Here is a 25,104-nt window from a genome sequence, read left to right on the forward strand (position 1 = left end):
GCTGAAGGCGGCCTATCAGGTGCTGGACGCGCATCTTCAGGGCCGCGACTGGATCGTGGGCGATGGCGTGACCAACGCCGATCTGAGCTGTTGCGGATACCTGTACTATCCCGAGCCCTTCGGTTTCGACCGCGCCGAGTGGCCCAATATCGACGCCTGGCTGACACGGTTGTCCGAGCAGCCCGGCTGGAAATCCCCCTATGACCTGATGCCCGGCAACCCGTCGGATCGAGCTTAAGGAGAGCATGATGACCGAAGCCTATATCTATGACGCCCTGCGCACCCCGCGCGGCAAGGGCCGCAAGGATGGCAGCCTGCACGAGGTGACCTCGGTGCGCCTGTCGGCCCTGACGCTGAACGCGGTGAAAGAGCGCAACAACCTGGAAGGTCACGCCGTCGAGGACGTGATCTGGGGCAACGTCACCCAGGTGATGGAACAGGGCGGCTGCCTGGCGCGCTCGGCGGTGCTGGCCTCGGACCTGGACGAGTCGATCCCCGGCCTCGCCATCAACCGGTTCTGCGCCAGCGGCATGGAGGCCGTGAACCTGGCCGCGAACCAGGTCAAGGGCGGCGCGGGTGAGGCCTATATCGCCGGCGGGGTCGAGATGATGGGCCGCGTGGCCATGGGCAGCGACGGGGCGGCGATCGCCGTCGATCCGTCGCTGGCGATGGAGACCTATTTCGTGCCGCAGGGCATCTCGGCCGACATCATCGCCACCGAATACGGCTTCAGCCGCGACGATGCCGACGCGCTGGCGGTTGAATCCCAGAAACGCGCCGCCAAAGCCTGGGAGGAAGGCCGGTTCGACAAGTCGGTCATCACCATCAAGGATCAGAACGGGCTGACCATTCTGGACCGCGACGAATACATGCGGCCGGAGACCGACATGCAGAGCCTCGGCGCGCTGAACCCCTCGTTCCAGATGATGGGCGAGCAGATGCCGGGCTTCGACAAGGTCGCGATGCTGAAATACCCGCACCTGGAACGGATCAACCACATCCATCATGCCGGCAACAGCTCGGGCATCGTGGACGGGGCGGCGGCCGTGCTGATCGGCAACAAGGAATTCGGCGAGAAATACGGCCTGAAACCGCGCGCCCGCATCAAGGCCACCGCCAAGATCGGCACCGATCCGACCATCATGCTGACCGGCCCGGTTCCTGTGACCGAAAAGATTCTGGCCGAAACCGGCATGAAGATCGGCGATCTGGATCTGTTCGAGGTGAACGAAGCCTTTGCCTCGGTCGTGCTGCGCTTCGTGCAGGCGTTCGACGTGGACACCGACAAGGTCAACGTCAACGGCGGCTCGATCGCCATGGGCCATCCGCTGGGCGCCACCGGTGCGATGATCATCGGCACCCTGCTGGACGAGTTGGAGCGGCAGGACAAGGAAATCGGTCTGGCCACGCTCTGCATCGCGTCGGGCATGGGCGCGGCGACGATCGTCGAGCGGGTCTGACCATGGCCGAGCGACTGACAGGCGGCTGTGCTTGCGGACGGGTGCGGTTCACTGCGTCGGGCAGTCCGAACTTCGCCTTCCTCTGCCAGTGCCGCGCCTGCCAGCATATGTCGGGTTCGGGCCACGCGGTGCAGTTCTGCCATGATGCCGCTGCGTTCGAGGTCAGCGGAGAAACGGCGGAATGGACCCGCGCCTCGGATGCCGGAACCACGGTGACCAAGGTGTTCTGTCCGGTCTGCGGATCGCCGCTCTACGGCGCGACGACACGGGCGCCGGGCATCGTGATGGCTCTGGCAGGTGCCTTGGACGACCCGTCGCAGGTAACGCCCGACCGCATCTTTTTTGCCGAGCAGGCGCAGCCCTGGGATCACGCCAGGGTGCAGGAGGCAAGCTGATGCCGAAACTGGATCTTGCGCGGATCGAACGCCGCACCGGCTCGATCTATCCCGGCAAGCTGAGCGCCGCCATGGAGGGGCGCAGCAGCCTGCGTCTGGGCGATGCCGGGGGACTCAACCAGTTCGGCGTGAACCTGGTGCGGCTGGAACCGGGGGCGAAATCGTCGCTGCGGCACTACCACATGCAGCAGGACGAGTTCGTCATGGTCACCGAAGGCGCGCTGGCGCTGGTGGACGACCAAGGCGAACACCCGATGGCGCCCGGCGACTGCGCCGCCTTTCCGGCCGGTGATCCGAACGGTCACCACCTGATCAACAAGACCGACGCGCCCGCCGCCTTTCTGGTGGTGGGCACGCGCACCCCGACCGAAACCGCTTACTACAGCGACATGGACATGATGGTGAAGATGGACGCCGATGGCGCGCGCTTTACCCGCAAGGACGGCAGCCCCCTGACGGCTGATCAGATCGGAGATGACAATGACTGATTTCACACTGACCAAGGACGCCGACGGCGTCGCCTTCATCACCTGGGACGCCCAGGGCAAGTCGATGAACGTCATGACCCGCGAGGCGTTCGAACTGGTGAGCGCGCTGGTCGATCAGGCGCTGGAAGATGACGAGGTGAAGGGCATCGTCATCACCAGCGGCAAGGAAGGGTCGTTTGCCGGCGGCATGGACCTGAACACGCTGGCGACCATCCGCGAGGAGGCCGGCGACAACCCGGCCGAGGCGCTGTTCAACTTCGTCATGGGCGGCCACCACATCCTGCGCAAGCTGGAATTGGCCGGCATGGACCCCAAGACCAAGAAGGGCGGCAAGCCCGTGGCCTGCGCCATCAACGGCACCTGTGCCGGCATCGGCACCGAGATCGCGCTGGCCTGCCACCATCGGGTGATGACCTCGAACCCGAAATCCAAGATCGGACTGCCGGAAATCCTGCTGGGAATCTTCCCCGGCGGCGGCGGCACCACGCGCTTTTCGCGCATGGTCGGCGCGATGGCGGCGGCCCCGGTCCTGCTGGAGGGCAAGATGCTGGACCCGGCCAAGGCCAAGGGGGCGCAGCTGATCGACGCCGTGGCGGACGATCCGGTGGCGGCGGCCAAAGAATGGGTGCTGAACGCCAAGGATGCCGACCTGGTCAAGCCGTGGGACGCCAAAGGCTACAAGATGCCGGGCGGCGCGCCGTATCATCCGGCCGGGTTCATGACCTTCGTCGGCGCCAATGCCATGGTCAACGGCAAGACGCAGGGCGCGTTCCCCGCCGCCAAGGCGCTGCTGAGCGCGATCTATGAAGGCGCGCTGGTCGATTTCGACACCGCGCTGAGGATCGAGGCGCGGTGGTTCACGTCGATCCTGATGAACCCGTCCTCGTCGGCGATGATCCGGTCGCTGTTCCTGAACAAGGAGGCGCTGGAAAAGGGCGCGGTGCGGCCCAAGGGCATCCCCGATCAGCGGGTGAAGAAACTCGGCGTGCTGGGCGCGGGCATGATGGGCGCGGGCATCGCGCTGGTCAGCGCCCAGGCCGGTATGGAAGTGATCCTGATCGACCGCGATCAGGCCGCCGCCGACAAGGGCAAGGCCTATACCGAAGCCTATCTGGACAAGGGCATCAAGCGCGGCAAGGTCACGGCGGAAAAGAAGGAGACGATGCTGGACCTCATCACCGCCACGCCCGACCTGCAAAAGCTGGACGGGTGCGACCTGATCATCGAGGCGGTGTTCGAAGATCCCAAGGTGAAGGCCGAGATGACCCAGAAGGTCGAGGCGATCATTCCCGAGGACTGCATCTTTGCCTCGAACACCTCGACCCTGCCGATCACCGGTCTGGCCGAAGCGTCGGTGCGGCCCGAGCAGTTCATCGGCATCCACTTCTTCTCGCCGGTGGAAAAGATGCTTCTGGTGGAAATCATCAAGGGCAAGAAGACCGGCGACCGGGCGGTGGCCAAGGCGCTGGACTATGTGCGCCAGATCCGCAAGACGCCGATCGTGGTCAACGACGCGCGGTTCTTCTACTGCAACCGCTGCATCATCCCATATGTCAACGAAGGCGCGCGGATGATCACCGAAGGCGTGTCGCCGGTGCTGATCGACAACGCGGCGCGCCAGCTCGGCTTCCCTGTGGGGCCGATCCAGCTGACCGACGAGACCTCGATCGACCTTGGCGCCAAGATCGCGCGGGCGACCAAGGCGGCGATGGGCGATGCCTATCCCGAAAGCCCGGCCGACGACCTGATCTTCTGGATGGAGGAACAGGGCCGTCTGGGCCGCAAGGCCAATGCGGGATTCTTCGACTATGACGAGAAGGGCAAGCGCGTCGGCTACTGGAAGGGCCTGCAGGAGAAATACCCGCTGGCCGAGGATCAGCCCGACCTGATCGAGGTGCAGGAACGCCTGATGTTCGCGCAGGTGCTGGAAGCGGTCCGCGCGCTGGAGGAAGGCGTGCTGGAAGACATCCGCGAAGGCGATGTGGGCGCGATCCTGGCCTGGGGCTTTGCCCCCTGGTCGGGCGGCCCGCTGAGCTGGCTCGACATCATCGGTACGCCCTATGCCGCCGAGCGGTGCGACCAGCTGGCCGCGAAATATGGCGACAGGTTCGCCTGCCCGCCGCTGCTGCGCGAGATGGCGGAGAAGGGCCAGAGCTTCTATGGCCGTTTCGATCCCGAAGCGAAGGCCGCATGACACTTCGGACCGGCGCGCGTTCGCGCGCCGGTCACTCGAACCGGTATCCGAACCGCGCGATGTCTTCCCGGCAGGCCGCCGCAACCGCGTCCACCGTGGCCGATGAATAGTACCGGCGGTAATCGGTGCCGCGGTCCGAGGCGTTGAGGCGCGGCATCTCGACGGCAAAGCCCAGATGGCGGATCAACGGCTGGGCGTCCTCGTCGAAATGCTCCAGCCGGATATAGGCCGAACACTGCTCGACCCCGTCGGCCCGCAGCATGTAGGACCGCGCCGGGCTGGCCCGGAACGACTCGCGCGTCTGTGGATGCAGGACGAAGGCAGGAAAATCGAGCCTCTGCGCCAATGCGACCGCCGGATGGTCAAAGCTCTGCACCCTGAGCCAGTGATAGTAGCTGACCAGGCGATCCCAGGGGTTTCGCACCAGCGTGAAGGCGAACAAGCCCTTCAGCGTATCCAGCGATACCAGCCCGTCGATATCGGCAAGGGTCGCGTGTTTCCACAGCCGGCCGCGGGCCTGCACGCCCTTGACCCGCTTGCGGCGCCGTTTGGCCTTGGGGGTGTCGCCCAGCAGGATGTCATCCTTCATCGCCCGGTCTTCCAGCGCCCGCGCCAGCGAAGTGCCGCCGGTCTTGGGAATATGGACAAAGACATAGGAGCGCCCGGTCGAGATGATCATGGCGGCACGCTAGCCCGGTTTTGGCGCAAGCTGAACCCTCAACCCGAGCGCAGCGCGATGATCGTGCCCGCCGCCGCGATCAGGCCGACACCGACGATCTGCGGCACGCCCAGGGTCTGACCCAGCGCGACCCAGGCGAAGAGCGGGCCGAAGATCATCACCGAATACTCGAACACCGCGACATAGGACGGCTCGCCCAGCTGATACGCCTTGATCAGCATGAACACGGCGATGGACGAGCCGACCGCCTGCAGCACCACCCAGGGCGCGGCCTGATCCATCGGCCAGACCCAGCCGCGCAGCACGAAGCCCGCCGGGCCTGCGGCGGCTTCGACCGGGAACAGGGTGAACCCCACCAGTCCCAACGCCCCGGCGCCGCCCAGGGTCAGGACCATCGCGCCCAGCAGGGCCACGGTGCTTTCGCCGGCGCAATAGGCGCGGGTCACGACCGCCGACAGCGCGTAGAACAACCCACCGGCGACGGGGATCAGAACCTTGGCATCAAAGGCGTCGGGATCGGGCTGCAGCACGAACAGGATGCCGGCGAATCCCAGCAGAACCGCCAGAATGCGCCAGGGCCCGATCCGCTGCCCCATGGCGACGGACGAGATCAGCAGGACGAAGATCGGCGAGGTGAACAGCCCGGCCAGCGCCTGCGCGATGGGCATGAACGCCAGGGCGCTGAAATAGAACAGCATGGCGGTGGCGATCAGGACGCTGCGCAGGGCGACCATGCCGGGCCGGATCGGCCGGATGTGGCCGAAGCCCAGCAGGGACAGGCCGCCGACCAGCGGCAGCATCAGCAGCGCGCGGGTGAAGTGGAACTGCCACAGCCCGATGGTTTCGGCCAGCCGGATCACGAAATTGTCGATCACGCCGATGATCGCCATCGCCGCGACCATCAGCATCGACGCCGCAACCGGCGAGGTCTTGACTTCCATGGCCTGCATGGTCCCTTGCTATCCTGCCTGCGGGCGCGGCGGTGGAGGGGCCGCGACACCAGATGCCGGAATCTGACCTGTACGCGAAAATTTCGGCGGCGCAACGGTTTCTACCGGTTTGCCGGCTTCGCGCATCCCGTGCTAACCTGAAAGAAAAACGAAGACGAGCATCATCCATCCGCATGACGGCGCTGAAACAGTATCAACGGATCGAGGCCACCGGTCTGTGGCGGCCCACGCCGGAAGACCAGCGGCGTGAGGTCGTCGTGTCGATCGGCGAGGCGACCCTGACGATTTCGGACTTCAACGACCGCGCCCTGACGCATTGGTCGCTGGCGGCGCTGGTACGGCAGAATCCCGGCGCCTATCCGGCCATCTACAACCCCGACGGCGATCCGGGCGAGACGCTGGAACTGGCGGCTTCGGAAACCACGATGATCGAGGCCATCGACCGGCTGCAGCGCGCCATCGAACGCGCGCGCCCGCATCCCGGCCGGTTGCGCTGGGTCAGCGTGACCGGGGTGATCCTGGCTGTGGTGGCGGTGCTGGCGCTCTGGGCGCCGGGGGCCATGCAGCGCCACGCGGTCTCGGTCGTGCCCGAGATCAAGCGGCAGGAAATCGGCAACGCCATCCTGAGCCGGATCGAGCGGGTCTCGGGCCGGGCCTGCCGGTCCGAGGACGCGCAGCCGGTGCTTGACCGGCTGGCGCAGCGGACCGGCGTGCGCCGTATCGTGATCCTGCCCGGCGGGTTGGCGGAAAGCCTGATCCTGCCCGGGCGCGTCGTGCTGCTGAACCGGGCGCTGATCGAAGATCACGAGGATCCGGCGGTGGCGGCGGGCTATGTTCTGGCGGAACGCGCCCGCGCCGCGCAAACCGATCCGCTGGCCGATCTGCTGGACCGGGCCGGCACCCTGGCGGCCTTCCGGCTGCTGACGACCGGCGAGTTGACGCCCGACAGCCTCGACCGCTATGCCGAGCAGGTGCTGGCCGAACCCCGCCCCGGCCTGGCCGACGACGACCTGCTGGCGGTCTTTGCCCAGACCGCCCTGCCCTCGACGCCCTACGCCTATGCGCGCGACGTGACCGGCGAAACGGTTCTGGGACTGATCGAAGCCGACCCGATGGCCGGGCGCAGCCTGGAGCAGGTGCTGCCGGACCGTGACTGGGTGCTGTTGCAGAGCATCTGCGGCGGCTGACCCGGCGCGCCAGCGGCCGCACTCACTTGGTGCCGAACATCCGGTCGCCGGCATCGCCGAGTCCGGGCATGATGTAACCCTTGGAGTTGAGTTCGCGGTCGAGCGCGGCGGTGACGATCGGAACGTCCGGGTGCGCCTCTTTCATCCGCGCCACGCCCTCGGGCGCGGCCAGCAGGCAGAGGAAGCGGATGTCGGTCGCCCCGGCCTGTTTCAGCAGGTCCACGGCGGCGGCGGAACTGTTGCCGGTGGCCAGCATCGGATCGACCGCGATCACCAGCCGGTCCTTAAGCCCTTCGGGCACCTTGAAGTAATACTGCACCGGTTGCAGCGTCTCTTCGTCCCGGTAGAGCCCGACGAACCCGACCCGGGCCGAGGGAATCAGTTCCAGCACTCCGTCGAGCATCCCGTTGCCCGCCCGCAGGATCGAAACCAGCGCCAGCTTCTTGCCGGCCAGGATCGGCGCGTCCATCTCTTCCAGCGGGGTTTCGATGGCGCGCGTGGTCAGCGGCATCTCGCGGGTGATCTCATAGGCCAGAAGCAGGGTGATTTCGCGCAGAAGCTGCCGGAACCCGGCGGTCGAGGTGCTCTTGTCCCGCATGAGCGTCAGCTTGTGCTGCACCAGGGGGTGATCGACGACGGTCAGGTGTTCGCTCATGTCTTCTCCAGTCTCTTCTTGACCCGCTTGCGGGTGTCTTCGTCGCAAAAGGCTGCGTTCAGCGCGGTCGCGTTGAGCGCGGCAAAATCCTCGGCCTGCCAGCCGAACGCCGCGTGCAGCTTCTCATACTCGCGCCGCAGGGTGGTATGAAAAAACGGCGGATCATCGGTGGAAACCGTGACCTTGACGCCCGCCTCGCGCAGCGCGGCAATCGGATGCGCGGCGAAATCCTTGTAGAGCCCCAGCCGCACGTTCGAGCCGGGGCAGACCTCAAGCGTGATCTCGCGATCCGCCAGTTCCCGCACCAGATCGTCATCCTCGACCGCCCGCACGCCATGCCCGATGCGCTCGACCCCCAGCGCGCGCACTGCGTCGCGCACGCTTTGGGGGCCGTCGAACTCGCCGGCATGGGCGGTCAGCCGCAGCCCGGCCTCGCGCGCGCAGTCGAAGGCCCAGGAAAAGTCGCCCTGGCGCCCGCAGGTTTCGTTGCCGCCCATGCCGAAACCCACGATCCAGTCGCCGGCGGTTTCGGCGGCGCACAGGGCGCTGCGCTTGGCCTGGTCGGGGCCGAAATGGCGGACGCAGGTGACGACGCCGCGCAGGGTGACGCCCAGCTTGCGCTCGGCCTCGTCCGCTGCGTCCCGGATCGCGTCCACATAGTCGCGCCAGGCCCGCACATCCCCGCCGCCGCAAAAATCGGGGCTGAGGAAGGTTTCGGAATAGACCACGCCGTTTTCCGCGCTCTGCTCCAGCACGGCCAGCGTCAGGCGGCGGTAGTCCTCGGGCGTGGTGAGCACCTGGCAGGCGGCCTCGTAGATGCGCAGGAAATGCGCGAAGTCGCGGAAATCGTAGGTGCCGTCGGGCTTGAAGATGCCGCTGAGGTCGATGCGCTTTTCGAATGCCAGCTGGCGGATGAACCCAGGCGGCGCCGCGCCTTCATGGTGCAGGTGCAATTCTATCTTGGGCAGGTCGGCGACGGTCACAGAAAGCTCCTCCCCGGCCCTTGCGACGGGATGCCCAGATGGGCGGCGACGCTGGCGGCCACGTCGGCGAAATCGACCTGCCCGATCGCGCCGGTCCCGCGCCCTGCGATCAGGACCGGCGCCTGTTCGCGCGTGTGGTCGGTGCCGACCCAGGACGGATCGTTGCCGTGATCGGCGGTCAGCAGCAGCATGTCGCCGGGCCGCAGCCTTGACAGGACCGCGCCGATTTCGCGGTCGAACCATTCCAGCGCGCGCGCGTATCCGGCGATGTCGCGGCGGTGGCCATGGACGCTGTCGAATTCGACGAAGTTGGCAAAGGTCAGGCTGCCGTCCTCGGCCTCGTCCACCAGCCGGGACAGGTGTTGCATCAGTTCGGCATCCGCGCCCTTGCAGGTGGTGTCGATCCCCTGCATCGAAAAGATGTCGCCGATCTTGCCCACCGCATGGACCCGCCGCCCCAAATCCTGCGCCCAGTTGGTCAGGACGGGCGCCGGCGGCACGATGGCGAAATCCTTGCGGTTGGTGGTGCGGGTGAAGCCGGTTTCGGGCGTGCCCACGAAGGGGCGGGCGATGACGCGGCCGACCTTCATGGCGTGCAGGCGCGGGGCCAGCGCCCTGCACATCTCCAGCAACCGGTCGAGGCCGAAACGCTCCTCATGCGCGGCGATCTGGAACACGCTGTCGGCCGAGGTGTAGCAGATGGGCCAGCCGGTGCGCAGGTGTTCCGCGCCCAGCCGCTCGATGATGGCGGTGCCGGGCGCGTGGCAGTTGCCGAGGATGCCGTCGGTTCCGGCGGCTTGCGCGGCGGCGCGGCTGAGATCCTCGGGAAAGGCGGGGTGGGTGTCGGGAAAATAGTGCCAGTCCCAGGGCACGGGCAGCCCGGCCAGTTCCCAGTGGCCCGAGGGCGTGTCCTTGCCCAGGCTGTGCTCGCGGGCGCAGCCCCAGAGGCCCGAAGGCGTTGCGTCGAGGCCCGGCGTGGCCTCGCCCGAGGCCAGCCGCGTGGCCGCCCCAAGGCCCAGCACATCGAGATTGGGCAGGCGCAGGGGCCCCGCGCGCCCGTCGTCGCCGCGCCCCTCGGCGCAGGCCTGCGCGATATGCGCCACGGTGTTGGCCCCGGTGTCCGGCGTGGCGCCGTTGAAGAACCGGTCGGCATCGGGCGCGCCGCCGATGCCCACGGAATCCATCACCACAAGAAAGGCGCGGGTCACGATCCGATCCTTTCGTGAACGAGTTGCGCGGCGGCGGCGGGCTTGGCCCCGATCCGGATCGCGTTGCGGACGGCCGCGGCCGCCTGCCGGGCCGCGTCCTCGCGCGCGGCGTGCACGACCGCAAGCGGCGCCCCCTTGGCGATCCTGTCGCCCAGCCGGACGATGCCGGAAAGCCCGACGGCGGGGTCGATGACATCGGTTTCGACCTGCCGCCCGCCGCCCAGCGCGACGACGGCAAGGCCCAGCGCCTCGCCGTCGATTTCGGTCACGTACCCGGCCCGCTCGGCCGGCACCTCCTGAATCACCGTCGCTTCTGGCAGGAACCGCTCCCAGGTCTCCACGAAGCGGACCGGCCCGCCCACGGCGGCCAGCATCCGGCCAAAACGGTCCGCGGCGCGGCCGTCGCGGATCACGTCGATGATCCTCTCCTGCCCGGCCCTGGCGTCGGGCGCCAGTTCGGCATCGGCCAGAACGACTCCGCCGAGATGCGCCGAAAGCTCGGCCAGCGGCGCATCCGCGTTGCCGGTCAGAACCTTCATCACCTCGGCCACTTCCAGCGCGTTGCCCAGCGCGGGGGCGAGCGGCTGATGCATGTCCGTGACCACGGCCGAGGTCCGGCATCCGGCGGCGTTTGCGGTTTCGCTGAGCGCCAGGGCCAGCTTGCGCGCCTCCTCGATGGTTTTCATGAACGCGCCCGAGCCGACCTTGACATCCAGCACCAGCGCCTCGGGGCTGGCCGCCAGTTTCTTGGACAGGATCGAGGCGGTGATCAGGTCGAGGCTCTCCACCGTCGCGGTCACGTCGCGGATCGCATAAAGCCGCTTGTCGGCCGGGGCGATCTGCGCCGTCGCGCCGACGATCGCCGCGCCGGTGTCGCGCAGAATCTGGGTCAGGCGGTCCTGCGACACCTGCGTGGTCACGCCCGGAATGGATTCCAGCTTGTCCAGCGTGCCGCCGGTATGGCCCAGCCCGCGCCCCGAGATCATCGGCACATAGGCCCCGCATTCGGCCAGCGCCGGGGCCAGCACCAGGCTGACGCAATCGCCCACCCCGCCGGTCGAATGCTTGTCCACCACCGGGCCGTCCAGATCCCAGCGCAGCACATCGCCGCTGTCGCGCATCGCCAGCGTCAGCGCGGCGCGGCCTTCCGGCCCCAGCCCGCCCATGCAGACCGCCATGGCAAAGGCGCCGGCCTGCGCGTCGCTGACGCCGCCATCGGCCAGGCCCCGGGCGAACCAGTGCAACTCGTCGGCCGTCGGCACCTCGTGCCGGCGCAGTTTCGCGATGATCGAACGGGCATCCATCGGGTCAGCGCCCGGCCATGTGCGAGGTGTCGAAAGCGCCGGGGAGAAGCTCGGAAATGGTCATCCTGAGTTCGGCGCCCTGTACCGTCGCCATGGTCACGACCACGTCGCCCTTGCCGAATTCCGCCAGTTTCTGGCGGCATCCGCCGCAGGGCGTCACCGGCTCGGGGCACTCGGCCACCACATAGACTTCGGTCAGTTCGCGCTCGCCCGCCGCCACCATGGCGGCAATCGCTCCGGCCTCGGCGCAGGTGCCTTCGGGATAGGCCACGTTTTCGACGTTGCACCCGGCATAGACCGCGCCCGAGGCGGCGCGGAGCGCGGCCCCGACCTTGAAGTTGGAATAGGGCGCATGCGCGTTTTCGCGGACCTTGAGGGCGGCGTCTTTGAGTTCCATGGCGATTCCCGATTTTTGATCACTTGGTCAGAATGGCCTAGAGTAAGGGAAACGGGCGGGGAAATTGAAGCCCCCGAAACGGCTTATCCACAGCCGGTTTCCGCCTGTCCCACGGTGGTCCGGAAGCCGCCCGGCAACGTCACCTCCAGCAGTTCGATGTCGTCTGACGGGCTGGCCAGCCGGGTGCGCATCCCCGGCGGGATGACAAAGGCGTCGCCCTGTTCCAGGCGATAGGGGTCGCGCCCCTCGCCCTCGAGCGTCACCGCGCCGCTCATGACGAAGGTGAAATGGATGTCGGCGTCATGGGTGGCCCATTGCGGCTCCCCCTCGCCCCGCCGGACGACCTGCACACCGGCCACGCCCCTGGTGTTCTCGGCGATCGTGGTGTCGCGGCAGACATATCCCGGCAGGCGGAACGGCTTCCACTCCGCTCCGGCGGCCCGGTTATAGACGAACCGTTGCCCCTGCCATTCCCGCTCGGGCCGGAGATGCGGCGTGGGCAGCGCCATGTCGTGGTCGATCTCGGTGACATGTTCCGCCGGAACGCCGATCTCGATCACCTGCACGTTGTCGCTGGCCTCGAGCACGCGGTGGCGGATCTCGGGCGGCTGGATGAAACAGTCGCCCGGCGTCAGGCGCATCCGGTCGCCCTGATCCTCGTAGACCACATCGACCCAGCCGTGGATGCAGAAGATCAGTTGGAACCCGACCTTGTGGAAATGCACCACGTCCGGGACAGGGCCGCCGTCGGGAATGCGGATGTGGCTGGCGATGATCGATCCGCCCAGCCGGTCGGGCACCAGATCCCGGTACTGCATGCCCGCCCGCCCGATGATCCACGGCGCCTGGTCCTTGAGCCGGCGCACCACGAAGGAATGCACCGTTTCGGGCATGACCAGCGGCGGGTTGCGCTCTTCGATCTCGACCCGCGTGCCGTTCGGGGCCACGAGGCTGCGCCGGCCGCCGGCGAAGGCATCCGGATCATCGGTCAGGATCCGGATCGTGCCGGGCGCTTCGGGGGCGTCCCTTTCGATGCGCAGGCGCAGACCGTGGCCCGAGAACACCGCCGTCCGGGGATCGTCGGCGGGATAGATCATGTCCATCCGCATCCCCAGAACCCCGGTGAAGAACGGAATGTCGTCGCGCAGTTCCCTGGTCGGCAGGCGCATCTCGGCTATGGTTTCGGTCATCGCGGCCTCCTGTTGCCGGGACAGTGGCCCCGGGCGGTCGGATTTGCAAGAAACTGCCTGCGTCCTCGTGGCCCCAATTCGGCTGTTTCCCCGCCGTCAAAACTAGTTTAATACTAAACTAAATCTTCCGGGGGAAATCAGCGATGTCCGACAATTCAAGCCTGCGCCAGGCCGCTCTCGACTACCATGAGTTTCCGAAGCCGGGCAAGCTGGAGATCAGGGCGACCAAGCCGTTGGCGAACGGGCGCGACCTGTCGCGCGCCTATTCGCCCGGCGTGGCCGAAGCCTGCCTCGAGATCAAGGACGAAGCCGCCAATGCCGAACGGTATACCGCGCGCGGCAACCTGGTGGCGGTGGTCTCGAACGGCACGGCGGTGCTGGGCCTGGGCGACATCGGCGCGCTGGCCGCCAAGCCGGTGATGGAAGGCAAGGCGGTCCTGTTCAAGAAGTTCGCGGGCATCGACTGTTTCGACATCGAGGTGAACGAACCCGACCCCGAAAAGCTGGCCGATATCGTCTGCGCGCTGGAGCCGACCTTCGGCGCGATCAACCTGGAAGACATCAAGGCGCCCGACTGCTTTGTCGTCGAGAAACTGTGCCGCGAGCGGATGAACATCCCGGTGTTCCACGACGACCAGCACGGAACCGCCATCGTGGTCGGCGCGGCGGCCAAGAACGCGCTGCACGTGGCCGGAAAGTCCTTTGAGCAGATCAAGGTGGTCTCGACCGGCGGCGGCGCGGCGGGCATCGCCTGCCTCAACATGCTGGTCAAGCTGGGGGTCAAGCGCGAGAACATCTGGCTGTGCGACATTCACGGGCTGGTCTATGCCGGCCGCAAGGAGGACATGAACCCGCACAAGGACACCTTTGCGCAGGACACCGACCTGCGCACGCTGGATCAGGTGATCGACGGCGCCGACCTGTTTCTGGGTCTCAGCGGCCCCAACGTGCTCAAGCCCGACATGGTCAAGAAGATGGCGGATCGGCCGATCATCTTCGCCCTGGCCAACCCGACCCCCGAGATTCTGCCCGAGGCCGCGCGCGCGGTCGCGCCGGACGCGATCATCGCCACCGGACGCAGCGACGTGCCCAATCAGGTCAACAACGTGCTGTGCTTCCCGTTCATCTTCCGCGGCGCCCTGGATGTCGGCGCGACCGAGATCAACGACGCCATGCAGATCGCCTGCGTGGACGGAATCGCGGACCTGGCCCGCGCCACCACCAGCGCCGAGGCGGCGGCGGCCTACAAGGGCGAACAGCTGACCTTCGGACCCGACTATCTGATCCCCAAGCCCTTCGATCCGCGGCTGGTCGGCGTCGTGTCGTCCTCGGTCGCCAAGGCGGCCATGGAAAGCGGCGTGGCGCGGCGGCCGATCGCCAATCTGGAAGCCTACAAGGAAAAGCTCAACCAGACGGTGTTCAAGTCGGCCCTGCTGATGCGCCCGGTGTTCGAAGCCGCCGCGGCCGCCGCGCGCCGCATCGTCTTTGCCGAGGGCGAGGACGAGCGGGTGCTGCGGGCGGCGCAGGCGATCCTGGAGGAAACCACCGAAACCCCCATCCTGATCGGCCGCCCCGAAGTGATCGAGGCGCGGTGCGAGCGGATCGGCCTGGTCGTGCGCCCCGGACGCGATTTTCAGATCGTGAACCCGGAAAACGACCCGCGCTACTACGATTACTGGACGTCGTACCACCAGATCATGGAGCGGCGCGGGGTGACGCCGGACCTGGCCAAGGCGATCATGCGCACCAACACGACCGCGATCGGCGCGATCATGGTGCAGCGGGGCGAGGCCGACAGCATGATCTGCGGCACCTTCGGCGAGTACCGCTGGCATCTGAACTACGTCGAACAGGTTCTGAACGACGGCGACCTGCGCCCGCATGGCGCCTTGTCGCTGATGATTCTCGAAGACGGCCCGCTGTTCATCGCCGACACGCATGTGCGGCAACTGCCCAATCCCGAGGAACTGGCCGAGATCACCCTGGGCGCCGCCCGGCACGCGCGCCGCTTTGGCCTGGAGCCCAAGATCGCGTTCTGTTCGCAATCGCAGTTCGGCAACCAGAACGAGGGCTCGGGCAAGCGCCTGCGCGATGCCATCGCCATTCTGGACAGCAAGCCGCGCGACTTCACCTATGAGGGCGAGATGAACCTGGACACCGCGCTGGACCCGGAACTGCGCGCGCGGATCTTCCCGAATTCCCGGCTGGACGGGGCCGCCAACATCCTGATCTTCGCCCATGCCGACGCGGCCAGCGGGGTGCGCAACGTCCTGAAGGTCAAGGCCAACGGGATCGAGGTCGGGCCGATCCTGATGGGGATGGGCAACAAGGCCCACATCGTCACGCCGTCGATCACCGCGCGCGGCCTGCTGAACATGGCCGCCATTGCCGGAACGCCGGTGGCGCATTACGGTTGACCCAGGCGGCCGGTTGGGTGGCCGCCCTGTGAGGGAGGTCAGAATGAAGGGGCATTGTCACTGTGGTGCGGTGCGCTGGGAAAGCGATGGCGAAGTGGCCTGGAGCTGCTATTGCCATTGTTCCGACTGCCGCCGCAATTGCGCGTCCCCGGTCACGGCGTTTTTCGGTCTGCCGCATGACGCGGTGACCTGGCAGGGCGAAGAGCCGCGCATCTACAATTCATCGGACGGGGTCGAACGGCTGTTCTGCGGCGCCTGCGGCACGCAGATGGCCTTTCGCACCGCGCGCGACACGGTGAACATCCACCTCTACACCGCGACCGCCGAAGACCCGGATGCGCTGCCCCCCAAGTTCCACGTGTTCCACTCCGAGCATCTGCACTGGCTGAACATCGAGGATACGCTGCCGCGATACGCCAAGCGGTCGGGATGACGCCGAATCCCGCGGGAGGGGATTTGCATGGTATCGGTTTGCAGTTTTGCAAACTCCGCACCATTTTCCACGTCACCCTGCATTTTCTGGGTGTTTGCAAAAATTTGCAGGCCGATCCGGGCAGGGATGCAAATTCTTTCGCGATAAACTGACGCGCCGTCATTCGTCCCGCTTGCCCGGTCGGGCCGGGATGCCTAACACAACCGGCAACCCGAACGCGAGGAGGAGGCCATGGGATATCAGGACGTCTATGAGGGTTGGAGGGCCGACCCCGAAGGCTTCTGGATGGAAGCCGCAAGAGGGATCGACTGGGTCAAGCCGCCGTCCAAGGCGCTGTTCGACGACAACGCGCCGCTTTACGAATGGTTCTGCGATGCCGAGGTGAACACCTGCTGGAACGCCGTGGACCGGCATGTGGAAAACGGCCGCGGCGAGCAGACCGCCATCATCTACGACAGCCCGATCACCCATACCAAGCGCGAAATTTCGTATGTCGAGCTGCGCAACCGCGTGGCCACCCTGGCCGGCGCGCTGCGCGCCAAGGGCGTCGAGAAAGGCGACCGGGTCATCATCTACATGCCGATGATCCCCGAGGCGCTTGAGGCGATGCTGGCCTGCGCGCGGCTGGGGGCGGTGCATTCGGTGGTGTTCGGCGGCTTTGCCAGCAGCGAACTGGCGGTGCGGATCGACGATGCAAAGCCCAAGGCGATCATCGCCGCCTCCTGCGGGATGGAGCCGGGGCGCGTGGTACACTACAAACCGCTGCTGGACGGCGCCATCGAAATGGCCCGGCACAAGCCCGATTTCTGCGTCATCTTCCAGCGCGAACAGGAAGTGGCCAAGCTGGTCGAGGGGCGCGATTTCAACTGGCACGGCTTCCAGTACGGCGTGGAACCGGCCGAATGCGTGCCGGTCGCGGGCAACGATCCGGCCTACATCCTCTACACCTCGGGCACGACCGGCGCGCCCAAGGGCGTGGTGCGGCCCACGGCGGGGCACCTGGTGGCGCTGAACTGGACGATGAAGAACATCTACAACGTCGATCCCGGCGACGTGTTCTGGGCGGCCTCGGATGTGGGCTGGGTCGTCGGTCACTCCTATATCTGCTATGCGCCGCTGATCCACGGCAACACCACCATCGTGTTCGAGGGCAAGCCGGTCGGCACGCCCGACGCCGGTACCTTCTGGCGGGTGATCTCCGAGCACAAGGTCAAGAGCTTCTTCACCGCCCCCACCGCCATCCGCGCGGTCAAGCGCGAGGATCCCAAGGCCGAGATGCTGGCGAAATACGACCTGGGCTGCCTCAAGGCGCTTTTTCTTGCCGGCGAGCGCGCCGATCCCGACACGATCACCTGGGCGCAGAAGGCTTTGAACGTTCCGGTGATCGACCACTGGTGGCAGACCGAAACCGGCTGGGCCATCGCCGGCAACCCGCTGGGGATCGAGGAACTGCCGACCAAGCTGGGTTCGCCCGCCAAGCCGATGCCGGGCTATGACGTGCAGATCCTGGACGAAGGCGGCCATCCGATGAAACCGGGCGAGTTGGGGGCGATCGCGGTCAAGCTGCCGCTGCCGCCGGGCACGCTGCCGACGCTCTGGAACGCCGAGGAGCGGTTCCGGAAATCCTATCTGCAGCAGTTCCCGGGCTATTACGAGACCGGCGATGCAGGGATGATCGACGAGGACGGCTATCTCTACATCATGGCGCGCACCGATGACGTGATCAACGTCGCCGGTCACCGGCTGTCCACCGGCGGCATGGAAGAGGTTCTGGCCGGCCATCCCGATGTCGCCGAATGCGCGGTGATCGGGGTGACGGACGATCTCAAGGGTCAGTTGCCCGTCGGCTTCCTGTGTCTCAACAGCGGGTGCGACCGGGACCACGGCGAGGTCGCACAGGAGGTCGTCAAGCTGGTGCGGGAAAAGATCGGACCGGTGGCCGCGTTCAAGCTGGCCGTGGTGGTGGACCGCTTGCCCAAGACCCGCTCGGGCAAGATCCTGCGGGGCACCATGGTGTCGATCGCGGATGGCAAGGACTACAAGATGCCCGCCACCATCGACGACCCGGCCATCCTGGACGAGATCAGAACGGCGCTGCAGACCATCGGCTACGCGAAATAGGCAAGGTCAGCTTGCCGTGACCACATAGCCCTGCATCCGGGCCGCAACCTCGCCCGCGCCAAAGCGGGCGCGGATTTCCTCGGTGGCGGCGTTCACGACCCTGTCCACCATCTTTTCGCCGTGCGGCGCGATTTCTCCGTACAGCGGCGTGCCCCGGACATAGGCGATGGCCGGATGCGACGGGTCGGGCGCCCGGCTGGTGGCGGTGACCTTTTCGATGTCGATCTGCCGGTATCCGGCCTTTTGCAGTTCGGCCCGTATCCGCTCGGGGTTGCCGTGCCCGTGCGGCGTGCGCGCCAGGAAATGCGGCGGCGCCGCGGGCAGCAGGGTCGCAGCAACCTGCGTGACGACCTGGGCGAACTCGTTGTGCTCGATCCCGTCCCAGACGTTGAACACGAACCGCCCGTCCGGCCGCAGCACCCGCCGCGCCTCGGCATAGCCGCGCACCCGGTCGGGAAAGAACATCACCCCGAACTGACAGCATACGACATCGAAACTCCGGTCCTCGAACGGCAGGTCCAGCGCATCCGCCGGCTGCCAGGTGATGCGGTCATCCGCGCCCTGCACCGCCCTGGCCCGGTCCAGCATCGGCGGGTTGAGATCCGTCACCACATAGCGCGCCGTGTCCGGCAAGAGCGGCGCCAGCGCGCGCGTGACCACGCCGCTGCCCGCGGCCGTCTCAAGCACGTCCGCGACCGGCCGTGCCGTGACGCGCCGCGCCATGTCGTCGGCGTAGTGCTCGAAGATCAGCGGGACGAGAAACCTGTCGTAGATGTCGGGAATGCTGCCGGCAAAGGCGGTGTCGTTCTGAGCCATCTTCCCCTCCCTGGATCGCCCGGCGGCAGAATAGCACGATTCCCGGTTGACGCAGCGTCGGAAACGTCCAAACGCTTGGCATTTCACGGCGCTCGGTCCTAACCTGACCGCGGGAGCTTTCGATCATGACCACACAGGATATCTGGCGGCTCAGCGCCACCGAACTGGCTGCCGCGACCCGTTCCGGCGACGTGACCGCCGAGGCGGCCGTTTCGGCGGCCGTCGCCCGCATGGAGGCGGTGAACCCGGCCCTGAACGCGGTGGTGGACAGCTGCGCCGACGCGGCGCTGGACCGGGCCCGCCATCTCGACAGGCTGAGGGCGGGCGGCGCGCCGCTCGGGCCGCTCTTCGGGGTGCCGGTGACGATCAAGATCAACGTCGATCAGAAGGGATATGCGACGTCGAACGGCGTTGCCGCGCTGAAGGATCTGATCGCGCCCGACGACGCGCCGGTGGTGTGCAACCTGGAACGGGCGGGGGCGGTGGTGATCGGGCGCACCAACACGCCGGAATTCTCGTTCCGCGCCGATACCGACAACCCGCTTTTCGGACGCACCCACAATCCCTGGGGGCGGCACATCTCGGCGGGCGGATCGTCGGGCGGCGCCGGCGCGGCGGTGATGGCGGGGATCGGCGCGCTGGCCCATGGCAACGACATCGGCGGCAGCCTGCGCTTTCCGGCGGCGGCGAACGGCGCGGTCACGGTCAAGCCGGGTCTGGGGCGCGTCCCGGCCTGGAACCCGAGCCAATCCGCCGAACGCGGCCTGCTGGCGCAGTCGATGTCGGTGCAGGGCCTGATCGCACGCGCGGCCGGCGACCTGCATCTGTCCATGCCCAGCCTGATCGCCCCCGACCCGCGCGACCCGTTCCACGTGCCCCTGCCCTGGCGCGGCGAGGCGCTGGAGGGGCCGCTCAAAGTGGCGTTCACCAAAAACACGTTCGGCTACGATCTCCACCCCGAGGTCGAGGCGGCGCTGGACACGGCGCGCGATGCGCTGGCCGACGCGGGTTATGCGGTCGAGGAGATCGAGCCGCCCGACGTGTTCGACTGCGGGCGCACCGGGTACCGCGCGCTGATGGGCGAGGTCTGGACCCTGATGAAATCGGACGTGGACGCGCATGGCTCGGACACGATCCGCAAGGTGTTCGAGACCTATTTTCAGGAATTTCCCCCGTTCACCGGCCCTGAACTGCTGCGGACGATGGCCGAGCGGAGCCACCATGCCCGCCAGTGGTCGCTGTTCACGCAGGACTATCCGCTGGTGCTGACACCGTTCCTGCCGCACCCGTTCTTCGGACCCGATCGCGACACGGAAGGCGCCGAAGGCGTGCACGAAGTGCTGGGCTGCGCGGTCTATTCCTATGCGATGAACTATGTCGGCCTTCCGGCGGCCTGCGTCCCGGCGCGCCTGGCGGAACTGCCGACGGGTCGGCAACCGATCAGCGTCCAGATCGTGGCCCGGCGCTGGCGCGAGGATCTGGCGGTGGACGCCGCGGCGGCCATCGAGGCCCGGGTCGGCCGGATGTGCGAGTCGCTGTGGAAGGTCATGGGCTGAGCGGCCGTTCCGGCCCAAGCCAGGGACAGGCGCCAAAAAATGAGCCCCGGGACATGCGCCCGGGGCCTGCCGTCATAAAATATTCCCGGAGTTTCATGACGGGCGTGTCAGAAAGCCACCCCCGCCAGCGCGAAACATGCGCAATCGTCTTCAACAACGTCGTTTCGGTGGCCACTCACTCCCACCGGGACGTGTACTCCGGGCAAGTTCCAAACTAGAGGAAATCGCGGCGGTTTCCTGTGATCTGGTTCACATAGGCGGAAAATTTTCTGCAATCTTCACCTTTATGTGAACTGTTCCGAGATCAGACGCTCCTCCAGCCCGTGCCCCGGATCGAACAGGATACGGTGGGAAATCGCGGGTTCGGAGCGGATCTCGACCCAGTCGATGTCGGGAATGGAGATCGAGTCGGCATCGGCCATCACCGGGCGCTTGTCCGCCTCCATGACATCGAAGCGCACATGGGCGGTCTTGGGCAACAGGGCGCCGCGCCACCGGCGCGGGCGAAAGGCGGCGATGGCGGTCAGCGCCAGAACGTCCGAGCCGATGGGCAGGATCGGCCCATGGGCGGAATAGTTGTAGGCGGTCGAGCCGGCGGGCGTGGACAGCAACGCCCCGTCGCAGACCAGCTCGGCCAGCCGCAGCCGCCCGTCCACCGTGATCTTGAGCCGCGCCGCCTGCGGACCGGCCCGCAGCAGCGAAACCTCGTTGATCGCCAGCGCCTCGTGCAGCTTGCCGGACTGATCCATCGCCGTCATCGCAAGCGGGTTGATGATTTCTTCCTCGGCCGCCTCCAGCCGCTCCAGCAGCCCGGTTTCGTTGTACTCGTTCATCAGGAATCCGATGGTGCCGCGGTTCATGCCGTAGACCGGAATGTTCAGATGCTGCGTGCTGTGCAACGTCCGCAGCATGTAGCCGTCGCCGCCCAGGGCCACGATCACATCCGCGTCGCGCGGCGCGGCGTTTCCGTAACGGCCGATCAGGGCGGCCCGCGCGGTCTGCGCCACCGGGGCATCGCTGGCCAGAAAGGCGATTCTCTTGCTCATCTTTTCGGGTTTCCGGTGCTGCGCATTTGGTTCCGAAACAAACATACCTTTCCGCAAGAGGCCAGACTTGACGCCGCAGTTGGCCAAATCGTCGCTTTACGGCCTTTCTCGGGGCGATGGTTTCCTATAGGAAATCCGCCAAACCGACCCCAGCATTTGGAGCCCCCATGAACGCCAACCTTCGTGACACCGGTTTCTTCACCCAGTCCCTTGCGGACCGGGATCCCGAGATCTTCAACGCGATCACCGCCGAACTCGGCCGTCAGCGCGACGAAATCGAACTGATCGCCTCGGAAAACATCGTTTCGGCCGCCGTGATGGCGGCGCAGGGATCGGTGATGACCAACAAATATGCCGAAGGCTATCCCGGCCGGCGCTATTATGGCGGCTGCCAGTTCGTCGATATCGCCGAGAATCTGGCGATCGACCGGGCCAAGCAGCTGTTTGGCTGCGGCTTTGCCAACGTCCAGCCGAATTCCGGCTCGCAGGCCAACCAGGGCGTGTTCCAGGCGCTGATCAAACCCGGCGACACCATTCTGGGCATGAGCCTGGATGCCGGCGGCCACCTGACCCACGGCGCCGCGCCCAACCAGTCGGGCAAGTGGTTCAACGCCATCCACTACGGCGTGCGGAAAGAAGACAACCTGATCGACTATGACCAGATCGAAGCCCTGGCGAAAGAGCACCAGCCCAAGCTGATCATCGCCGGCGGCTCGGCCATCCCGCGCGTCATCGACTTTGCCCGCATGCGCGAGATCGCCGACATGGTGGGCGCCTACCTGCATGTGGACATGGCCCATATCGCCGGTCTGGTGGCGGCGGGCGAACACCCCTCGCCCTTCCCGCACGCGCATGTGGCCACCACCACCACGCACAAGACGCTGCGCGGCCCCCGCGGCGGCATGATCCTGACCGATGACGAAGCCATCGCGAAAAAGATCAACTCGGCGATCTTTCCCGGCATCCAGGGCGGCCCGCTGATGCATGTGATCGCCGCCAAGGCGGTGGCCTTTGGCGAGGCGCTGCGCCCCGAGTTCAAGACCTACATCAAGAACGTCGTCACCAACGCGCAGGCGCTCAGCGATCAGCTGATCAAGGGCGGGCTGGACACCGTGACCCACGGCACCGACACCCATGTGGTGCTGGTCGATCTGCGCCCCAAGGGCGTCAAGGGCAACGCCACCGAAAAGGCGCTGGGCCGCGCGCATATCACCTGCAACAAGAACGGCGTTCCGTTCGACCCGGAAAAGCCGACCGTCACCAGCGGCATCCGTCTGGGCTCGCCCGCCGGCACCACGCGCGGCTTCGGCGAGACTGAGTTCCGCCAGATCGCGGACTGGATCATCGAGGTGGTGGATGGTCTCGCCGCCAATGGCGAGGACGGCAACAGCGCGGCCGAGGACAAGGTGCGCGCCGAAGTGGCCGAGCTGTGCCAGAGGTTCCCGATCTATCCGAACCTCTGAGGTCGCAACGCGCGACGGTCGCGGAGGCGCCTTCGGGCGCCTCTTTGCCTTTCGGGGGGTCCGGCCCCCCGGACACGCCGGCTCAGATCAGACCCTGCCAGCGGAGAAAGGCGAAGAGCAGGGCCAGCAAGAGAAGGATGTTGAAGGCCAGACCGCCCAGCATACCAAGCAGCCAGCCCTTGCGCCGGTCGGCCAGGTCGATGGCCCTGAGATGCGCCTGCACCTCGCGCGCCGCGCCCATCAACGCGGGCGTGTCCAAGGTCAGGCGCAGTTTGGGATGGGTCGCCAGCGGCTCGGCCCGCGCCAGAATCATGGCCTGACCGTAGATGCGGCGCGGCAGCCGGTGCCGGGCGCGTTTCAGCGATGCCGCCAGCGTCTTGCCTCGGACGCCGAGCTTGGCCCGCAGCAATCCGATCGTTTCGGCAATCTGGTCCTGGATCGGGGTCTTGTCGCTCACGTCTCGCCTCCTGACGGGCCAGTCTAACCGCTGGGCAATCCGGCCTCAATGGGGCTGGCCGTTGCCGACGGACAGGGGTATCACCGCATCATGCTGAACACGGTTCATCACGGGACACCCGGCGGCACGCCCCCGCTTCTCATCGCGCACGGCCTCTATGGGTCGGCGCGCAACTGGGGCGTCATCGCCAAACGCCTTTCGGACGCGCGCCACGTGATCGCCGTGGACATGCGCAACCACGGGCTCAGCCCGTGGTCGGACCGGCACGATTATCCGTCGCTGGCCGAAGATCTGGCCGAGGTCATCGCGGAACATGGCGGTCTTGCGGATGTGGTGGGGCATTCGATGGGCGGCAAGGCGGCGATGGCGCTGGCCCTGAACCATGGCGCGCTGGTGCGCAAGCTGGTGGTGGCCGACATCGCCCCGGTGGCCTATGGGCACAGCCAGATGCCCTATATCGAAGCGATGCGCGCCGTCGATCTGGGCCGGGTCGAGCGCCGCTCGGACGCCGAGGCCCAGCTGGCCGAACTGGGCGTGGAAAAATCGCTCCAGAGCTTCTTCACCCAATCCCTCGACCTGACCGGCAGGCGCTGGCGTCTGAACCTCGACGGTCTGGCCGCCGAAATGCCCCGGATCATGGGCTTTCCGCAGTTCGACTCGGACTGGAACGGCCCCGCCCTGTTCCTGTCGGGGGCGGCCTCGGACTATGTCCGGGCCGAACACCGGGACGGGATACGGGCGCTGTTCCCCCGTGCGCGATTCGCCCGAATCCCCGGCGCGGGCCATTGGCTGCATGCCGAAAAGCCCCGTGAGTTCGAAGCCGCGGTCCGAACCTTCCTCGACGCCTGAGGCGACCGGTCAGCCCTGATACAGCCGTCTGGCCACCAGCCACGCGGTCGGCGCGGCCACCAGCGCGCCAAGCCCCGCCGCCCACAGAATCGCCGGCAGCGTCACCAGACCGGCGGCCAGGACGGCGATCACGCCCGATCCCGCCAGCGCGGTTGCGATCAGGGAATACAGAATGGCGGCAAGTCGAATCATGGCCGGTCAACCTCTTCTTAGTGTCCGGCCGCTCTGTAGCCCTTTTGGAACATGTCGGACTTTGACCTGTGTCAGATCACGCCGCGCCCATGCCGGGATCGACCGGCTCGATCACGTCACCGCCGGCCTGTCGCCAGTCGTTCAAACCGCCCAGATTGTAGACCTGCGCATAGCCCATGTCCTTGAGCAGCTTGCCCGCCAGCGCCGCGCGCCCGCCCGAGGCGCAATGCAGGACGATCGCCCGATCCGTCCGCAATTCGGGATCGTGGTATTGCGAGGCCGGATCGGCGCGGAATTCCAGCATGCCGCGCGGAATGTGGTGCGACCCGGCGGCGCGCCCGGTGCGCTCCAGCTCGGGCGCGTCGCGCACATCCAGCAACAGCGCCCCCGCCGCCACCAGCTCCTGCGCACGGGCACCGTCGATGCGTTCGACGACGGCATTTGCGGCGTCCATCATGTCCTTGACCGTCAATGGCATGACCCTGCTCTCCCTGAAGTTTCGGCGGCACCATAACATGCGGGTTTTGGAAGGTGTAGGCCGGAAACCCGGACCCGGCCGGATCGGTCCGGTTGGCGCCCCCGCGCATGGGATTGGCGGGAATTCGCAAGCCCCAGACCCAGTCAGTCCTCATTTGCCTCCTGTCCACTCGCGGACAGGCCGGGG

The 25,104-nt window shown here is 66.8% G+C and carries 25 protein-coding genes; 12 read left to right on the forward strand and 13 right to left on the reverse strand.

Features of this window, described 5'->3' with window-relative positions; genetic code table 11:
• The 5 genes from AC2FNJ_RS12060 to AC2FNJ_RS12080 form a co-directional block, all read left to right on the forward strand.
• The coding region (locus tag AC2FNJ_RS12060) for a glutathione S-transferase family protein (RefSeq protein ID WP_496764462.1) at nucleotides 1–238 on the forward strand (238 nt) is incomplete at its 5' end.
• A gap of 10 nt (nucleotides 239–248) precedes the next feature.
• Complete coding sequence (locus AC2FNJ_RS12065; protein WP_496764464.1) at nucleotides 249–1,460, forward strand: acetyl-CoA C-acetyltransferase; 1,212 nt, start codon at nucleotides 249–251, stop codon at nucleotides 1,458–1,460.
• A 2-nt stretch (nucleotides 1,461–1,462) separates the two neighbouring features.
• Nucleotides 1,463–1,855: a GFA family protein gene (locus AC2FNJ_RS12070; RefSeq protein WP_496764466.1), complete on the forward strand. Its 393-nt coding sequence runs from the start codon at nucleotides 1,463–1,465 to the stop codon at nucleotides 1,853–1,855.
• Complete coding sequence (locus tag AC2FNJ_RS12075; RefSeq protein WP_496764467.1) at nucleotides 1,855–2,343, forward strand: cupin domain-containing protein; 489 nt, start codon at nucleotides 1,855–1,857, stop codon at nucleotides 2,341–2,343. The genes AC2FNJ_RS12070 and AC2FNJ_RS12075 overlap by 1 nt, the downstream gene beginning before the upstream one ends.
• The gene (locus AC2FNJ_RS12080) at nucleotides 2,336–4,537 is read left to right on the forward strand and encodes a 3-hydroxyacyl-CoA dehydrogenase NAD-binding domain-containing protein (RefSeq protein WP_496764468.1); all 2,202 of its coding nucleotides are present in this window, start codon (nucleotides 2,336–2,338) and stop codon (nucleotides 4,535–4,537) included. Before AC2FNJ_RS12075 ends, AC2FNJ_RS12080 begins: the two co-directional genes overlap by 8 nt.
• Before the next feature lie 31 nt (nucleotides 4,538–4,568).
• Here the strand turns inward: AC2FNJ_RS12080 and AC2FNJ_RS12085 are convergent, their stop codons facing one another.
• Both AC2FNJ_RS12085 and AC2FNJ_RS12090 read right to left on the reverse strand, forming a co-directional pair.
• Nucleotides 4,569–5,216, reverse strand: a complete 648-nt coding sequence (locus AC2FNJ_RS12085) for a sulfotransferase family 2 domain-containing protein (RefSeq protein WP_496764469.1) — start codon at nucleotides 5,214–5,216, stop codon at nucleotides 4,569–4,571.
• Nucleotides 5,217–5,254: 38 nt separating this feature from the next.
• Entirely contained in the window at nucleotides 5,255–6,166 is a 912-nt protein-coding gene (locus AC2FNJ_RS12090; RefSeq protein ID WP_496764470.1) for a DMT family transporter, read from the reverse strand.
• Between the two features lie 173 nt (nucleotides 6,167–6,339).
• Between AC2FNJ_RS12090 and AC2FNJ_RS12095 the strand changes: the two genes are divergently transcribed.
• Nucleotides 6,340–7,353 carry a hypothetical protein gene (locus tag AC2FNJ_RS12095; protein ID WP_496764471.1) on the forward strand — a complete coding sequence of 338 codons (1,014 nt, stop codon included), beginning with the start codon at nucleotides 6,340–6,342 and terminating at the stop codon, nucleotides 7,351–7,353.
• Between the two features lie 22 nt (nucleotides 7,354–7,375).
• Here AC2FNJ_RS12095 and upp read toward each other — a convergent pair whose 3' ends face one another.
• The 6 genes from upp to AC2FNJ_RS12125 all read right to left on the reverse strand — a co-directional run bounded on the left by upp (nucleotide 7,376) and on the right by AC2FNJ_RS12125 (nucleotide 13,090).
• On the reverse strand, nucleotides 7,376–8,008 hold the full coding sequence (upp, locus tag AC2FNJ_RS12100; RefSeq protein WP_496764472.1) for a uracil phosphoribosyltransferase: 633 nt from the start codon (nucleotides 8,006–8,008) through the stop codon (nucleotides 7,376–7,378).
• On the reverse strand, nucleotides 8,005–8,991 hold the full coding sequence (locus AC2FNJ_RS12105; protein WP_496764473.1) for an adenosine deaminase: 987 nt from the start codon (nucleotides 8,989–8,991) through the stop codon (nucleotides 8,005–8,007). Before AC2FNJ_RS12105 ends, upp begins: the two co-directional genes overlap by 4 nt.
• Nucleotides 8,988–10,199 carry a phosphopentomutase gene (locus AC2FNJ_RS12110; protein WP_496764474.1) on the reverse strand — a complete coding sequence of 404 codons (1,212 nt, stop codon included), beginning with the start codon at nucleotides 10,197–10,199 and terminating at the stop codon, nucleotides 8,988–8,990. Before AC2FNJ_RS12110 ends, AC2FNJ_RS12105 begins: the two co-directional genes overlap by 4 nt.
• Nucleotides 10,196–11,503 (reverse strand): thymidine phosphorylase, encoded by a 1,308-nt coding sequence (locus AC2FNJ_RS12115; protein WP_496764476.1) that lies wholly within the window; start codon nucleotides 11,501–11,503, stop codon nucleotides 10,196–10,198. The genes AC2FNJ_RS12110 and AC2FNJ_RS12115 overlap by 4 nt, the downstream gene beginning before the upstream one ends.
• 4 nt (nucleotides 11,504–11,507) lie before the next feature.
• Complete coding sequence (locus tag AC2FNJ_RS12120) at nucleotides 11,508–11,900, reverse strand: cytidine deaminase (RefSeq protein ID WP_496764478.1); 393 nt, start codon at nucleotides 11,898–11,900, stop codon at nucleotides 11,508–11,510.
• 83 nt (nucleotides 11,901–11,983) lie between these two features.
• Complete coding sequence (locus AC2FNJ_RS12125; RefSeq protein WP_496764479.1) at nucleotides 11,984–13,090, reverse strand: cupin domain-containing protein; 1,107 nt, start codon at nucleotides 13,088–13,090, stop codon at nucleotides 11,984–11,986.
• Between the two features lie 143 nt (nucleotides 13,091–13,233).
• Between AC2FNJ_RS12125 and AC2FNJ_RS12130 the strand changes: the two genes are divergently transcribed.
• The 3 genes from AC2FNJ_RS12130 (at nucleotide 13,234) to prpE (ending at nucleotide 18,061) form a co-directional block, all read left to right on the forward strand.
• A complete protein-coding gene (locus AC2FNJ_RS12130) occupies nucleotides 13,234–15,507 on the forward strand; it encodes an NADP-dependent malic enzyme (RefSeq protein ID WP_496764480.1) in 2,274 nt (757 codons plus the stop codon).
• Nucleotides 15,508–15,550: 43 nt separating this feature from the next.
• Complete coding sequence (locus tag AC2FNJ_RS12135) at nucleotides 15,551–15,940, forward strand: GFA family protein (RefSeq protein ID WP_496764482.1); 390 nt, start codon at nucleotides 15,551–15,553, stop codon at nucleotides 15,938–15,940.
• A 231-nt stretch (nucleotides 15,941–16,171) separates the two neighbouring features.
• Entirely contained in the window at nucleotides 16,172–18,061 is a 1,890-nt protein-coding gene (gene prpE, locus AC2FNJ_RS12140; protein ID WP_496764484.1) for a propionate-CoA ligase PrpE, read from the forward strand.
• Between the two features lie 6 nt (nucleotides 18,062–18,067).
• Here the strand turns inward: prpE and AC2FNJ_RS12145 are convergent, their stop codons facing one another.
• Complete coding sequence (locus AC2FNJ_RS12145) at nucleotides 18,068–18,877, reverse strand: class I SAM-dependent methyltransferase (RefSeq protein ID WP_496764486.1); 810 nt, start codon at nucleotides 18,875–18,877, stop codon at nucleotides 18,068–18,070.
• A 125-nt stretch (nucleotides 18,878–19,002) separates the two neighbouring features.
• On the opposite strand from AC2FNJ_RS12145, the gene AC2FNJ_RS12150 reads away from it, so the two are divergent.
• The gene (locus AC2FNJ_RS12150) at nucleotides 19,003–20,433 is read left to right on the forward strand and encodes an amidase family protein (protein WP_496764488.1); all 1,431 of its coding nucleotides are present in this window, start codon (nucleotides 19,003–19,005) and stop codon (nucleotides 20,431–20,433) included.
• Between the two features lie 284 nt (nucleotides 20,434–20,717).
• Here AC2FNJ_RS12150 and AC2FNJ_RS12155 read toward each other — a convergent pair whose 3' ends face one another.
• The gene (locus tag AC2FNJ_RS12155) at nucleotides 20,718–21,479 is read right to left on the reverse strand and encodes an NAD kinase (RefSeq protein ID WP_496764490.1); all 762 of its coding nucleotides are present in this window, start codon (nucleotides 21,477–21,479) and stop codon (nucleotides 20,718–20,720) included.
• 167 nt (nucleotides 21,480–21,646) lie between these two features.
• On the opposite strand from AC2FNJ_RS12155, the gene glyA reads away from it, so the two are divergent.
• Entirely contained in the window at nucleotides 21,647–22,942 is a 1,296-nt protein-coding gene (gene glyA / locus AC2FNJ_RS12160; RefSeq protein WP_496764492.1) for a serine hydroxymethyltransferase, read from the forward strand.
• Between the two features lie 82 nt (nucleotides 22,943–23,024).
• Here the strand turns inward: glyA and AC2FNJ_RS12165 are convergent, their stop codons facing one another.
• Nucleotides 23,025–23,399 carry a hypothetical protein gene (locus tag AC2FNJ_RS12165; RefSeq protein ID WP_496764494.1) on the reverse strand — a complete coding sequence of 125 codons (375 nt, stop codon included), beginning with the start codon at nucleotides 23,397–23,399 and terminating at the stop codon, nucleotides 23,025–23,027.
• Nucleotides 23,400–23,447: 48 nt separating this feature from the next.
• On the opposite strand from AC2FNJ_RS12165, the gene AC2FNJ_RS12170 reads away from it, so the two are divergent.
• Entirely contained in the window at nucleotides 23,448–24,248 is an 801-nt protein-coding gene (locus AC2FNJ_RS12170) for an alpha/beta fold hydrolase (RefSeq protein ID WP_496764496.1), read from the forward strand.
• A 9-nt stretch (nucleotides 24,249–24,257) separates the two neighbouring features.
• Here AC2FNJ_RS12170 and AC2FNJ_RS12175 read toward each other — a convergent pair whose 3' ends face one another.
• Nucleotides 24,258–24,440, reverse strand: a complete 183-nt coding sequence (locus AC2FNJ_RS12175) for a hypothetical protein (protein WP_496764498.1) — start codon at nucleotides 24,438–24,440, stop codon at nucleotides 24,258–24,260.
• Between the two features lie 76 nt (nucleotides 24,441–24,516).
• Nucleotides 24,517–24,918, reverse strand: a complete 402-nt coding sequence (locus AC2FNJ_RS12180) for a rhodanese-like domain-containing protein (RefSeq protein ID WP_496764499.1) — start codon at nucleotides 24,916–24,918, stop codon at nucleotides 24,517–24,519.
• Nucleotides 24,919–25,104: the final 186 nt, after the last annotated feature.

Source organism: Ruegeria sp. BHSB196, from assembly GCF_059613135.1.

Bases quoted from the DNA above. Each gene is read 5' to 3' on its own strand.
- AC2FNJ_RS12150 (WP_496764488.1), top strand. From the start codon at position 19,003: ATGACCACACAGGATATCTGGCGGCTCAGCGCCACCGAACTGGCTGCC.
- AC2FNJ_RS12075 (WP_496764467.1), top strand. From the start codon at position 1,855: ATGCCGAAACTGGATCTTGCGCGGATCGAACGCCGCACCGGCTCGATC.
- glyA (WP_496764492.1), top strand. From the start codon at position 21,647: ATGAACGCCAACCTTCGTGACACCGGTTTCTTCACCCAGTCCCTTGCG.
- AC2FNJ_RS12090 (WP_496764470.1), bottom strand. From the start codon at position 6,166: ATGCAGGCCATGGAAGTCAAGACCTCGCCGGTTGCGGCGTCGATGCTG.
- AC2FNJ_RS12180 (WP_496764499.1), bottom strand. From the start codon at position 24,918: ATGCCATTGACGGTCAAGGACATGATGGACGCCGCAAATGCCGTCGTC.
- prpE (WP_496764484.1), top strand. From the start codon at position 16,172: ATGGGATATCAGGACGTCTATGAGGGTTGGAGGGCCGACCCCGAAGGC.
- AC2FNJ_RS12125 (WP_496764479.1), bottom strand. From the start codon at position 13,090: ATGACCGAAACCATAGCCGAGATGCGCCTGCCGACCAGGGAACTGCGC.
- upp (WP_496764472.1), bottom strand. From the start codon at position 8,008: ATGAGCGAACACCTGACCGTCGTCGATCACCCCCTGGTGCAGCACAAG.
- AC2FNJ_RS12120 (WP_496764478.1), bottom strand. From the start codon at position 11,900: ATGGAACTCAAAGACGCCGCCCTCAAGGTCCGCGAAAACGCGCATGCG.
- AC2FNJ_RS12135 (WP_496764482.1), top strand. From the start codon at position 15,551: ATGAAGGGGCATTGTCACTGTGGTGCGGTGCGCTGGGAAAGCGATGGC.
- AC2FNJ_RS12080 (WP_496764468.1), top strand. From the start codon at position 2,336: ATGACTGATTTCACACTGACCAAGGACGCCGACGGCGTCGCCTTCATC.
- AC2FNJ_RS12175 (WP_496764498.1), bottom strand. From the start codon at position 24,440: ATGATTCGACTTGCCGCCATTCTGTATTCCCTGATCGCAACCGCGCTG.
- AC2FNJ_RS12095 (WP_496764471.1), top strand. From the start codon at position 6,340: ATGACGGCGCTGAAACAGTATCAACGGATCGAGGCCACCGGTCTGTGG.
- AC2FNJ_RS12070 (WP_496764466.1), top strand. From the start codon at position 1,463: ATGGCCGAGCGACTGACAGGCGGCTGTGCTTGCGGACGGGTGCGGTTC.
- AC2FNJ_RS12065 (WP_496764464.1), top strand. From the start codon at position 249: ATGACCGAAGCCTATATCTATGACGCCCTGCGCACCCCGCGCGGCAAG.
- AC2FNJ_RS12085 (WP_496764469.1), bottom strand. From the start codon at position 5,216: ATGATCATCTCGACCGGGCGCTCCTATGTCTTTGTCCATATTCCCAAG.
- AC2FNJ_RS12130 (WP_496764480.1), top strand. From the start codon at position 13,234: ATGTCCGACAATTCAAGCCTGCGCCAGGCCGCTCTCGACTACCATGAG.
- AC2FNJ_RS12155 (WP_496764490.1), bottom strand. From the start codon at position 21,479: ATGAGCAAGAGAATCGCCTTTCTGGCCAGCGATGCCCCGGTGGCGCAG.
- AC2FNJ_RS12170 (WP_496764496.1), top strand. From the start codon at position 23,448: ATGGGGCTGGCCGTTGCCGACGGACAGGGGTATCACCGCATCATGCTG.
- AC2FNJ_RS12145 (WP_496764486.1), bottom strand. From the start codon at position 18,877: ATGGCTCAGAACGACACCGCCTTTGCCGGCAGCATTCCCGACATCTAC.
- AC2FNJ_RS12115 (WP_496764476.1), bottom strand. From the start codon at position 11,503: ATGGATGCCCGTTCGATCATCGCGAAACTGCGCCGGCACGAGGTGCCG.